A 12,886-nucleotide genomic window follows, 5' to 3' on the forward strand; every position below is an offset into this window, starting at 1 on the left:
TCAATTTCAATTAACTGATATAGAGTACACGCTGTATGAATACACAAGAACTTCTTAAAAAAGTACGTAAAATCGAGATCAAGACTCGTCGTTTAAGCGACGCAGTATTTGGTGGCGAGTATCATAGTGCTTTTAAAGGTCGTGGAATGACTTTTAGTGAGGTGCGACAGTACCAGTTCGGTGATGACGTACGTAATATAGACTGGAATGTAACTGCTCGTTATAGTGAGCCATATATAAAAGTATTTGAAGAAGAGCGCGAGCTTACCCTCATGCTGGTTGCAGACATAAGTGGGTCGACACTTTTTGGTACACAAGAGCAAATCAAAAAAGAGATCATTACAGAATTGTGTGCAACACTAGCTTTTAGTGCGATGCAGAATAATGATAAGGTAGGTTTGCTTCTATTTTCTGATCAGGTAGAATTGTTCATTCCGCCTAAGAAAGGGAAATTTCATATTCTTAGAATTATACGAGAATTGCTAGAATTTCAACCTAAAGGTAAGGCTACAGATATAGCAGGAGCTTTAAAGTTTCTAGCTGGTGTGCTTAAGAAAAAAGCAATCGTTTTTGTGATGTCAGATTTTATGAGCACCGATTATAAAAAGACATTACAAATAGCAGGTCGCAAACACGACGTCACAGGAATTAGAGTTTATGATGAGCGTGAGACGGTCATGCCTAAAATGGGTCTAGTCCAGTTTAAAGATCAAGAAACAGGGCAATCACAATTGATTAATACCAGTTCTAAATCTGTACGTAATAAATATGCAGCTTATCATAAAGAGAGCGCTGCCTATTTTAAAGAAGCATTTACTAGATCTGACGCAGGCGCTATAGATCTAGAAACTAGAGAGAATTACACAAAGAAATTATTAGGATACTTCAAAGCACGATGATTAAAAAACTAGTATACATATTATTTTTATTATGCGTTGCCATAACTACAGCCCAGACTCAGGATAAAACTGAGGTGGCTACAACTGTAGATCGGGACCTTATTAAAATAGGTGAAGAAGTAAAACTGGGCATAAGTGTCGATGCAGATCTGGGAGATTTGATCATCTTTCCAGAGCAGCAAACCATGGGCGCACTAGAGGTGTTACAAAGTTATCCTGTAGACAGTCTAAGGATGGCAGATAAAATTAGACTCTTTAAACAGTATGGTGTAACACAATTTGATTCTGGTGATTACTGGGTGCCTAGATTAGAAATTCTTAAAAATGACCGTCGTTTAAAATCAGATTCTATACTTATAAGTGTGCGTGAGGTAGAAGTAGATACTACTAAACAGGGTATGTTCCCTATCAAGGGTTATGTAGATATAGAAGATAAATCTACAGCATCTTATGGATGGATGTGGTGGTTGTTACTTTTAATACCAGTTATTATCGCTGTTGTTTTGCTTACGCGAAAACGAGAAGAAAAAACCTATGAAGAGACGTTACAACCTTATGAGTGGACTAAGTATCGTTTAAAATTACTAGACGAAGGCTCTTACTTAGATAACCGCCAGTGGAAAGAATATTATACAGAGCTTACCTATATTATAAGAAGGTATATAGACTCTAAGGTTTATGGTCATACACTAGAAAGTACAACAGGACAGCTAATAAAAGAATTGAAAATAGCCATGTCAGAAAAAGGCATGCATATTACAGATAAAACGCAATCTCGATTAGAAGAAATTCTTCAAAAAGCCGATTTGGTAAAATTTGCAACCGCTAGTGGTGACGCAATAAGTGCCAAAGAAGATAGACAGCGCACCATGGAAATTATCAATAATATCCATAAAGTACTGCCACCGCCTACTGAAGAAGAGCTCATGCAAGATGCGCGTTATAGACGTAAACAAGAAATAAAAAAACGTACTCGCAATATATTGATAGGTGTCGGTATAGGAATCGTTGCACTTGCTATTGCCATGGGAATATGGAGCTATGTCATAGGTTTTGATAATGTAAAAGATAAAGTGTTCGGTAACGCACAACGCGATCTTACAGAGCAAACCTGGTTAACTAGTGACTACGGTATGCCGCCTGTTCAATTAAACTCGCCAGATATTTTAGTACGTCAGGACACGACTACATTAGGAGATCAATTTAAATTGATGTCTACATCTATAGACCAGTTTGCAACAGGTGAAATCTCTGATGACTTTTACGTAGGTGTTATCACTTTCACATTAAAAGGAGACGGTTTTAAAGAAGATGACCAGTTGCCACCTGCCGTAGTACGAGATAACATGACCAAAGTTCTTGATGGACTAGGGGCTACAGATATTCTTATGCTAGAAGATGAGGTAGAGATAAATGGTGTAAAAGGAGTTTCTTTAGATGGTACTTATAAACTAGATGATAAGGATTATGAATACGAGATTCTTATGATGGCAAATAAAATAGGTATAGATCAAATTATCATTAGTAACTTAAAAGATGATGAGGAGAATCGCGATCGTGAGTACGGTAGAATATTGAGAGAAAGAGTTAGAAGTTCAATTACGTTCCCATCCTTTGACGATGGTAAAAAGAAAGAAAAGGAATAATGGACTGGTTTACAAATATCAAATTTGCCTCACCAGAGATGTTTTGGTTGTTGCTGCTTTTACCGCTAGCGATAGGTTTTTACATCTGGACTTTTAGAAGGCAAAATGCACAGGTTAAAGTGTCTACTATTAAAGGTTTTCAACCAGGCAGATCTCTATTAGGTAAATTAAGACCTGTATTGTTTTTATTGCGTTTACTCGCATTAACATTAATAATTGTGGCGCTAGCAAGACCACAAACTACAGACGTTACCACAAAGACTAAAACTACAAATGGAATCGATATAGTTCTTGCGGTAGATGTAAGTGCAAGTATGCTGGCTCGAGATTTTGAACCTAATAGATTAGAAGCAACTAAGGAAGTCGCTGCAGATTTTATAAACGGTAGGCCTAGCGATAGGATAGGAGTCGTGGTTTATGCAGGAGAAAGCTACACTAAAACACCTATTACTACAGATAAAACCATATCACTTAAGGCAATTAAGGATATTAAATTTGACGGTGTTCTAGAAAATGGTACAGCAATAGGAATGGGGCTCGCCACAGCAGTGAACCGACTTAAAGAAAGTGAGGCGCTAAGTAAAGTGATTATTTTAATGACCGATGGGGTCAATAATAGCGGTTTTTTAGATCCTAAAATAGCAAGTGAGCTGGCTGTAGAATTTGGTATTAAGGTTTATACTGTAGGGATAGGTACTAATGGTAATGCGCCATCTCCATATGCACAATTACCTAACGGCAGATTTCAATTTAAGATGGCGCCAGTAGAAATCGATGAAGAATTAATGAAACAAATTGCTGCAGATACAGGTGGTAAATACTTTAGAGCTGATAATAATAAGAAACTAAAAGAAATCTATGCCGAAATTGATAAGCTAGAAAAAACAGAAATCGAACAATTTGAATTCTACAATGTAGAAGAAAAATACCGCGACCTAGTTTTACTAGCATTGATGTTAATAGGTGTAGAGATGTTATTGAGGTATACCATTTTTAAAACGGCGGCTTAATTGATTGCAACTATAGGTTGATTTAAAAATAAGCGTCCGTTTAATCAATTGAAACTTTAAAATAAAAATACTGCCACTCATTAAAAAAGAGAATAACGGCGACTAATAAATACGAACAAGTGTATATACTAGAAGAAAAAATATATTTCTGGCTTTTGTGTCTTATCCCAGTATTAGTGGTTCTATTTATAGGACTTTCTTTCTGGAGGTATCGCGCACAAAAAAAATATGCCACAAAAAAGATGCTGGGTCATTTAATCCCAGATAGATCTTGGTTTAAACCTGTATTAAAATTAGTAACTGTGTGTATGGGTATAACCTTTTTAATACTTGCACTAGTAAACCTCAAAGCAGGCGAAAAACTAGAAACAGTAAACCGAGAAGGTGTAGATATAGTTTTTGCAGTAGATGTTTCTAAATCTATGTTGGCCGAGGATATCGCGCCTAGTAGATTAGAAAAATCACAAAGACTCGTTACCGAAATTATTAATAACCTAGCTAGTGACCGTATAGGACTAATAGCCTATGCTGGTAGTGCCGTGCCCCAACTACCTATAACCACAGACTACGGTAGTGCACGATTATTTCTCCAATCTCTCAATACCGATTTAATATCCAGTCAGGGAACAGCAATTAATGAAGCAATTCAACTGGCTGAGAGTTATTATAGCGACCAGACAGAAGCAGCAAAAATATTGGTAATCATAAGTGATGGAGAAGATCATGAAGGTGATAGCGCTTCAGTTGCTGAGGCTGCTGCAGAAAAAGGAATACGCATCATAACCATAGGTGTAGGTACAGAAAAAGGTGGTACCATACCTATTAAAGTTAATGGCGTTGTTAGAGAATTTAAAAAAGACAGAGACGGTAAAACTGTAATTACTAAGTTAAATGCAGAAACCCTTAAAGAAATAGCTAGCGCTGGTAACGGTGCTTATATAGACGGTACGGTTACTGCAACAGTAATAGAAGAATTAAAGGAGCAGCTATCAGGTATAGATAAGGTTGCCTTTGATTCCCAACAATATTCAGATTTTGAATCCCAATTCCAGTGGTTTTTAGGCTTTGGATTGTTCTTCTTATTTTTAGATATATTTTATTTAGAGAAGAAAACAGGATGGCTCAAAAAATTAAACTTGTTCAATGAGTAAGATGATGATGAAACAGATAATAGTAGTTTTAGTGTTTTTGGGTGGTTACGCTTTCGCGAAAGCGCAAGAAAAACCATCTATAGATCCAGTTTATGAAAATGAGATTGCCAAAGCTCAAGCATACGCAAAGGAAGGAAATTTTAACCTAGCCGAAGCAGCCTATAAAAAGGCTAAGGCCGTAAATCCTAAAGCGGCAGATGCTGCTTATAATCTAGGGAATCTCTATTACGATCACACAAAAAAATACAATGCGTCTAATAATTATATAGCTGCTTCCGAGGCTGCTACAACTAAAGAAGAGAAGCATAGAATTTACCACAATCAGGGAAATTTATTACTAGAAAATAAGGAGTATAAAAAAGCAGTTGAGGTTTATAAAAAAGCTTTGAGAAATGACCCTACTGATGAAGAGACACGTTACAATCTAGCGCTAGCCAAAAAAGAGGAAGAGAAGCAAGGCGGCGGCGGTGGCGGTGGCGACGATGAGAATGATAAGAAGGACGACAGCGAGAGTGACGACCAGGATAATAAAGAAGGAGATAAGGATAAAAACTCTGACGGTAAAAACGACGGCAAGGAAAACGAGAAAGAAGGTGACGATAAGAAAGGTGATGGAGAAGGAGATAAGGATAAAGACGGTAAACCTAAAGACGGAAAAGATGGAGACGGTGAGCCTAAAAAACAAGATCAAAAAGCACCACAACGTGTAGAAGGTAAAATGACGCCACAACAAATTAGTCAAATACTGGAGGCGATGAATAATGAGGAGCAAAAAATAAGAGATAAAGTAAATGCTAAGAAGGCTCAAGGGCCAGCTAAGAAATCAGAAAAAGATTGGTAATGAAACATTTGATTTATATACTATTTCTTTTGAGCAGCTATTTGACCTTTAGTCAGGTAGAATTTACTGCAAATGCTAGTCGTACTAGAATTGCGGTTAATGAAAGGTTGCGCATTGAATTTAAAATGAATGTAGATGGTGATAATTTTACACCACCTAATTTTGTAGGATTTCAGGTAGTTGCTGGTCCTAGTCAGGCAGTTTCTCAAAGTTGGGTAAATGGTAAAAGCAGTATGACAAAGTCATATACATATGTTTTAAAACCTACTAAAACAGGTAAGTTAACCATACAACAAAGTGTGATGACTTATAACGGTAATGAGTATAAGACTACACCTCAAGTTATTAATGTTACTGGCGCTGTGGCACAACCTAAAGGTCCAGATGATCAATCTATAAGTGTAGAAGATAGTATACACCTAGTTGCCGAAGTGTCAGATGCTAACCCTTACCTTAATGAAGCTATAAGAGTAGTGTACAAGCTTTATGTTTCTAATGAAACTGGTGTTACTGGATGGAATGAGCTGGACAGTCCTAAGTATAGAGATTTCTGGTCGCAAAATATTGATAACCGTAATAGACAGGTAAAAAATGGAACCTATCAAGGACAGCCTTATAGATACCTAGTATTACGAGAAGCTGTTTTATATCCTCAAAAAACAGGTAAATTAGAGATAGAGCCATTAACACTAGATGTTCAAGTACAAATACCGACTAGTAGAAGAGACTTTTTTGGTAGACCTTATACAACAACAGTAAGTAGAACGGTAAGCGCAGGTAAAAGAGCTATTACAGTTAAAAACTTACCTGCTATAGGTAGGCCAGCGAGTTTTACAGGAGCAGTAGGAGAATTTGATTTTAAGGTAGAAACAGATAGAGCACAATTAGACGCAGGAGAAAGTCTTACTGCTACGGTAGGTGTTTCTGGTTCTGGAAATTTAAAATTAATGGAACTACCTAAGTTGAAAGCACCACAAAGCCTAGAGGTTTATGATCCTGAGCGCATTAATAAGGTGAGTACAAATATTTATGGTATGCGCGGTAGTATTAAAGATTCTTATACCGTAGTACCTCAATACGGTGGTAAATACGTTATACCACCAGTAGAGTTTTCTTATTTTGATCCTAAAAAAGAACAGTATATTACTAAGTCTAGTGGCGAGATATTATTAATGGTAGAAGGTGATGCACCTACCACTGCAAGTAATGATACTGCCGTTGCTAGTGAGAGTGAATCTAAAAATTTGATTAAAAGCAATGTGCCATTTGCATTCATTAAAACAGATACACAATTAATAGATAAGACAAAAAGCTACTTCTTTAATACAACTACCTATTGGGCTATTCTAGGAGGCTTATTATTAATCTTACCTGTCGTGCTATTGTACCGTGGGCAAGTAGAAAAACGCAGTGCAGATGTGGATGGTAATCGCATAAGAACCGCAAATAAGTTGAGCAAGAAATATCTTAGTACGGCAAAGAAAAACTTGGGTAATCACGAGTTATTTTACATTTCACTAGAAAAATCTTTACATAATTATTTGAAATCTAAACTTCATATTCAAACGGCAGACATGTCTAAGGATAAGGTAGATGAGTTGTTAGATCAAAGAAATGCTAGTCCGACGACTAGAAAAGAATTTAGTGAGTTGCTAGCTAGTTGTGAATTTGCTCGTTACACTCCATCTTCTGAGGCTAGTATGAAAGAAGATTATGAAAAAGCTGGTAGAGTATTAAATGATATAGATAAACAATTAAAGAAGTAAGATGAAGAAGATGTTATCCATATTGTTGCTGCTTTTTGTGTTTATAGGTTATTCACAAGAGTCTTTTGAGGCAGCTGCGTTCACAAAAGCAAACGAGGCGTACACAGCAGAAAACTTTGACCTTGCTATTGCTGGTTATGAACAAATACTTAAAACAGGAAAGCACAGTGCTGAGGTTTATTTTAATCTAGCAAATGCTTATTATAAAATTAATGCGGTAGGACCAGCAGTTTATAACTTTGAAAAAGCACTTCAGTTAGATCCAGAAAATGCAGATATACAGAACAATCTCAATTTTGCTAATCAGATGAAAATTGATGCGGTAGAAGATACTCGAGTAGAAAGTATAGGATCTAACTTAGAAAAATATGTTACCTCTTTAAGTGTAGATGAGTGGGCTTACTTTGGTATTCTACTAGTTCTGTTTACCGTTTTGATGGCGGTATTTTATTTCTATGCACATACAGCAGGTAAAAAAAGACTGTTTTTTATTTTTACGTTTGTAGGTATTCTGTTTTCTGCATTAGCTATTTATGCGGCTTTTTATTCTAAAGATCATTTGAACAAAGAACAGTATGCCATAGTCTACACGGCAGAGTTTATTACGAGAGAAGAACCTAAAGAAACTGCCAAAGAGAGTTTCATTCTTCATGAAGGTACTAAGGTAGAAGTGCAAGAAGAATTTAATGACTGGGCATTAGTTTCTTTGTCTAATGGTAATAAAGCATGGATGCCTCTCGATAAGATTAAAAAATTATAAAATTTAATCTTTTACTAATCTTTAAACACCTTTTCCTATCTTACATTTATTGCAGTAACTTTAATCTATTGCTTGTAGCAATTTGATATGTATATTTTAATAAAGTAGAGATATGTTTAAACATCTTAAAGGAGATTTATTCGGTGGTTTAACCGCAGGAGTAGTAGCATTGCCACTGGCACTTGCATTTGGTGTACAGTCCGGTATGGGGGCAGTTGCAGGCCTGTACGGTGCTATTTTTATTGGTTTTTTTGCATCATTATTCGGTGGTACTAGCACACAAATTTCTGGACCTACCGCACCTATGACTGCTGTTAGTATGGTAGTCATCGCAGGAATAGTACAAGTTTATGAAGGTGAACTAGCAAATGCTTTACCAGCTATTCTAGCAGTATTTATTATGGCCGGTATCATGCAAGTCTCTTTAGGGATTTTAAAACTAGGTAAATACATCAAATACATACCTTATCCAGTAGTTTCTGGATTCATGACAGGAATAGGTGTGATTATTCTTATCACACAAATTTTACCAGCTATAGGTTATTACCCTGCCGAGGATGATCAGTTTATAGAAAAGTACAACCCAATCGCAAGAGAAGTAGTATTACAAAATATAATTAAAGATCAAGTAGACGGTAAACTACTCGTAATAGAAAACCTAGAAGCCACAGTTGAAAAAGCAAAAGAAATCACGCCAGATCAAATTCTAGCAGAATCTAAAACACAGGCCAAAAAAGATAGTAGTGGAGTTCTAGGAACATTGAAAACATTACCTACCGCCATTCAAAAAATCAACTGGTTAGAATTAGGGCTTACCTTGTTAACCATATTTATAATCTTTGGCTTTAAACGTATAACTACTACTATACCTTCTACATTAGTAGCCCTTCTAGGTGTCTCTATCGCAGTATATTTTATAGGTCTAGATGTGCGTAAGATAGGAGAAATACCGACAGATTTACCTATGCCTAATTTTGCTATAATAACAGATTTTAATCTCGGTACCGTCGCTCCATACATTTTCACTGCTCTCACACTAGCTTTTCTAGGCGCTATTGATTCTCTACTTACCAGTGTAGTGGCAGACAATATGACTAAAACCAGACACAACCCTAATAAAGAACTCATAGGTCAGGGAATAGGTAATAGTATAGCGGCTTTCTTTGGTGGTATTCCTGGGGCAGGAGCAACCATACGTACGGTAGTTAACATTAATTCTGGCGGTAAGACTAGACTGTCAGGTATGATAGCGGCTGTGATGTTACTTATTATAGTTGTTGCTCTAGGTGGTTTTGCTGAGAATATTCCTAGCGCTGTACTTGCAGGTATATTAATAACCGTAGGTATAGGTGTTATGGATTATAAGGGTCTTAAAGTATTAAAATCTATTCCTAAAAGTGATATTGTCGTCATGTTTGTTGTCTTGATTCTCACCGTTTTTTGGGACTTAGTTTATGCAGTGGGAATAGGGCTAGTCATAGCTAGTTTAATTTTCATGAAAAAAATGGGAGATTCTAATAACCATAAGTCTGCTATTAAGAAACTGTCTGATGTTGAGAATCTAGATCATGCAGACTATTCTCGCATACCGATTAAACTAAGAGAAGAGATTTTCATTAAAGAACTTTTTGGACCTATGTTTTTTGGATATACTAGTGATTTTCAATCCATGTCTAGAGATGTTCCTAAATATGCTACTCATGCTATTATACGTATGAAAAAAGTACCATTCATAGATCAATCAGGACTTTTTGCTTTTGAAGACGTATTGCAAAATCTTATTCAAAAAGGAATCCAGCCGTTGCTAGTGTCCGTGCAAGAGCAGCCTTTATATAGATTAGAAACTATAGATATAATTCCTGATTTAATAGGAAAGGAACATGTTTTTGAAAATTATGAGGACTGTCTCAAATGGATAGTGGAGCATGTAGAAGACACGGTGCCAGCTATAGAAGAGTAGATAGAAATTGTTCTCGCTTTCGCGAAAGCGGAAACGTCATAAATATGAATTGTAAATAATAAGATTAAAGAAATCAAAAGTCACTGTGCAAGTCTTTATTTAATAAGAAGCACAAAGTCTTAGGGTTTAATAAATTCTTTGTTATCGCGCTGTTTGCATGCGATATTGATAAATTTATTGCTTTAAAAAAATGGTATCTTTGATCTCCAAATAAATTATATGGATCAGACCAAAAAAATTGCTGTAATAGGTGGTGGTAGCTGGGCGACAGCCATAGTAAAAATGCTTTGCGAAAACCTCGATACCGTTTACTGGTACATGCGTAGTGATTATGCTATCGAGCACATAAAACGCAATGATCACAACCCTAACTATTTAAGCTCTGTAGAGTTTAAAGTAGATCAATTGCATCTTTCTAGCGATATTAATGAAATCATAAGCCTGGCAGACCTTTGCATCTTTGCAGTGCCTAGTGCTTTTGTATATAAAGAATTAGAAAATCTAACGGTATCTCTTAAAGATAAAATCATCTTTAGTGCTATTAAAGGAATTGTTCCAGAAACTGGACTTATAGTAGGAGAACATTTTCATGAGCATTATGATATAGAATTTGAGAACATAGGTGTTCTTACAGGACCATGTCATGCAGAAGAAGTTGCCCTAGAAAGACTTTCTTATTTAACTATCGCATGTGCTGACGAGGTAAAGGCAAAATTTCTTGCTGAGAGAATAGAAAGTGACTACATTAAATGTAAAATAAGCGATGATATTATAGGTACAGAATATGCTGCAATGCTTAAAAATATCTATGCTATCGCAGCAGGAATTGCTCACGGTCTAGGTTATGGAGATAATTTCCAAAGCGTATTAATGAGTAATGCCATACGTGAGATGAAACGTTTTATCAAAAAAGTACATAAGATGAAACGTAATATTAACGATAGTGCCTACCTAGGTGATTTACTTGTGACAGGTTATTCTGGTTTCTCTCGCAATCGCTTATTCGGTAATATGCTCGGTAAAGGATATACAGTTAGAAGTGCACAAATGGAAATGAGCATGGTGGCCGAAGGTTATTACGCCACTAAAAGTGCTTTTAAAATTAATGAAGAAAAAGGAGCTAAAACTCCTATCCTAGATGCCGTTTACAGCATCTTATACGACAATAAAAACCCTAAAAAGGTATTTAAAAAACTGGCTGATAAGCTGGACTAAACCAAAACTATACAATGTCAACACTTGCAAAAGATTTTGGGATGGATGTTGCTCTAGAGCAATTGGGTCTCAAAGAAACAAATCACGGTACGTCTACTGGTAACCATCATTTCGGTAATGGAGCTACTATCACTTCTTCATCTCCTGTAGATGGTGCGGTAATAGGTAAGGTAACTACTACAACTCAAGAGGATTATGAGAAAGTAGTGGCTAGTGCCCAAGCCGCTTTTAAAGACTGGAGAATGAAGCCTGCACCATTACGTGGTGAGATCGTACGTCAGTTCGGTGAAGAATTAAGAAGATTAAAAGAACCTCTAGGTAAACTTGTTTCTTATGAAATGGGTAAATCTTATCAAGAAGGTCTTGGAGAAGTACAAGAAATGATAGACATCTGTGATTTTGCAGTAGGTCTTTCTCGTCAGTTGCATGGTTTAACGATGCATTCTGAGCGTCCAGGACATAGAATGTACGAGCAATACCATCCACTAGGGATAGTAGGTATTATAAGTGCATTTAACTTTCCAGTAGCAGTTTGGGCATGGAACACGGCTCTTGCATGGATAAGTGGAGATGTTTGTATCTGGAAACCAAGTGAAAAAACACCTCTTTGTGGTGTTGCCTGTCAGAATATTATCGCGACAGTTCTTAAAAATAACAACCTTCCAGAAGGAATCTCTTGTCTCGTAAACGGAGATTACAATGTAGGAGAAATGATGACTACAGATAAGCGTGTGCCACTTATTAGCGCAACAGGTTCTACTCGCATGGGTAGAATAGTAGCTAGTAAAGTAGGTGAGCGTCTAGGTAAATCATTATTAGAATTAGGTGGTAACAATGCAATAATAGTTACTCCAGATGCAGATGTTAAGATGACTGTTATAGGTGCTGTTTTTGGTGCTGTAGGTACTGCAGGACAGCGTTGTACTTCTACACGTCGTTTAATCATTCATGAATCTATGTATGATAAAGTAAAAGACGCAGTAGTTGCTGCTTATGGACAGCTTAAAATAGGTAACCCACTTGATGAAAATAATCACGTAGGTCCTATTATCGATAAAGATGCAGTTGCTGGTTATAATAACGCTCTAGAGCAAGTTGTAAAACAAGGTGGTAAAATACTTGTAGAAGGTGGTGTACTTTCTGGTGCTGGATATGAAAGCGGTTGTTATGTAAAACCTGCTATTGCAGAGGCTACTAACGACATGCAAATCGTACAACACGAGACATTTGCTCCAGTGTTATACTTATTAAAATATTCTGGTGATGTAGAAAACGCACTAGATTTACAAAATGGTGTTGCACAAGGATTATCAAGTGCGATCATGACTAATAATTTAAGAGAAGCAGAACACTTCCTTTCTCAAAGAGGATCTGACTGTGGTATCGCAAACGTAAACATAGGTACTAGTGGTGCTGAGATAGGTGGAGCCTTCGGTGGTGAAAAAGATACCGGTGGTGGACGTGAGTCAGGATCTGACGCATGGAAAGTCTACATGAGAAGACAGACCAACACGATCAATTATACTACAGAATTACCTCTTGCTCAAGGGATTAAATTTGATCTAGATTAAGTAGCAAAGAGATGGATTAGTAATTGTCTTTCCAGAAAATTTGGCGAGATAATAATTAATTTAAAGA

At 36.6% G+C, this 12,886-nt stretch carries 10 protein-coding genes; all 10 read left to right on the forward strand.

What is annotated here, in order from left to right:
- The first annotated feature begins 35 nt into the window (after window positions 1-35).
- Entirely contained in the window at window positions 36-899 is an 864-nt protein-coding gene (locus ACJJVJ_RS11265; RefSeq protein WP_104514017.1) for a DUF58 domain-containing protein, read from the forward strand.
- A complete protein-coding gene (locus tag ACJJVJ_RS11270) occupies window positions 896-2,545 on the forward strand; it encodes a hypothetical protein (protein WP_405370345.1) in 1,650 nt (549 codons plus the stop codon). The genes ACJJVJ_RS11265 and ACJJVJ_RS11270 overlap by 4 nt, the downstream gene beginning before the upstream one ends.
- Window positions 2,545-3,555 carry a vWA domain-containing protein gene (locus tag ACJJVJ_RS11275; protein WP_405370346.1) on the forward strand — a complete coding sequence of 337 codons (1,011 nt, stop codon included), beginning with the start codon at window positions 2,545-2,547 and terminating at the stop codon, window positions 3,553-3,555. The genes ACJJVJ_RS11270 and ACJJVJ_RS11275 overlap by 1 nt, the downstream gene beginning before the upstream one ends.
- A 119-nt stretch (window positions 3,556-3,674) precedes the next feature.
- Window positions 3,675-4,706, forward strand: coding sequence for a VWA domain-containing protein (locus tag ACJJVJ_RS11280; RefSeq protein WP_405370348.1), 1,032 nt, complete (start codon window positions 3,675-3,677; stop codon window positions 4,704-4,706).
- Window positions 4,699-5,547, forward strand: coding sequence for a tetratricopeptide repeat protein (locus ACJJVJ_RS11285; RefSeq protein WP_405370350.1), 849 nt, complete (start codon window positions 4,699-4,701; stop codon window positions 5,545-5,547). Before ACJJVJ_RS11280 ends, ACJJVJ_RS11285 begins: the two co-directional genes overlap by 8 nt.
- Window positions 5,547-7,313 carry a BatD family protein gene (locus ACJJVJ_RS11290; RefSeq protein WP_405370352.1) on the forward strand — a complete coding sequence of 589 codons (1,767 nt, stop codon included), beginning with the start codon at window positions 5,547-5,549 and terminating at the stop codon, window positions 7,311-7,313. The genes ACJJVJ_RS11285 and ACJJVJ_RS11290 overlap by 1 nt, the downstream gene beginning before the upstream one ends.
- A gap of 1 nt (window position 7,314) precedes the next feature.
- Window positions 7,315-8,073, forward strand: coding sequence for a tetratricopeptide repeat protein (locus tag ACJJVJ_RS11295; RefSeq protein WP_405370354.1), 759 nt, complete (start codon window positions 7,315-7,317; stop codon window positions 8,071-8,073).
- Between the two features lie 112 nt (window positions 8,074-8,185).
- The gene (locus ACJJVJ_RS11300) at window positions 8,186-10,033 is read left to right on the forward strand and encodes a SulP family inorganic anion transporter (protein ID WP_405370356.1); all 1,848 of its coding nucleotides are present in this window, start codon (window positions 8,186-8,188) and stop codon (window positions 10,031-10,033) included.
- 219 nt (window positions 10,034-10,252) lie between these two features.
- On the forward strand, window positions 10,253-11,248 hold the full coding sequence (locus ACJJVJ_RS11305; protein WP_104514009.1) for an NAD(P)H-dependent glycerol-3-phosphate dehydrogenase: 996 nt from the start codon (window positions 10,253-10,255) through the stop codon (window positions 11,246-11,248).
- 14 nt (window positions 11,249-11,262) lie between these two features.
- Window positions 11,263-12,819: an aldehyde dehydrogenase family protein gene (locus ACJJVJ_RS11310; protein WP_405370358.1), complete on the forward strand. Its 1,557-nt coding sequence runs from the start codon at window positions 11,263-11,265 to the stop codon at window positions 12,817-12,819.
- The last annotated feature ends 67 nt before the right edge of the window (window positions 12,820-12,886 follow it).

Origin of the sequence: Nonlabens sp. Asnod2-A12 (genome assembly GCF_045063745.1) — a bacterium.
GTDB lineage: Bacteria > Bacteroidota > Bacteroidia > Flavobacteriales > Flavobacteriaceae > Nonlabens > Nonlabens xylanidelens.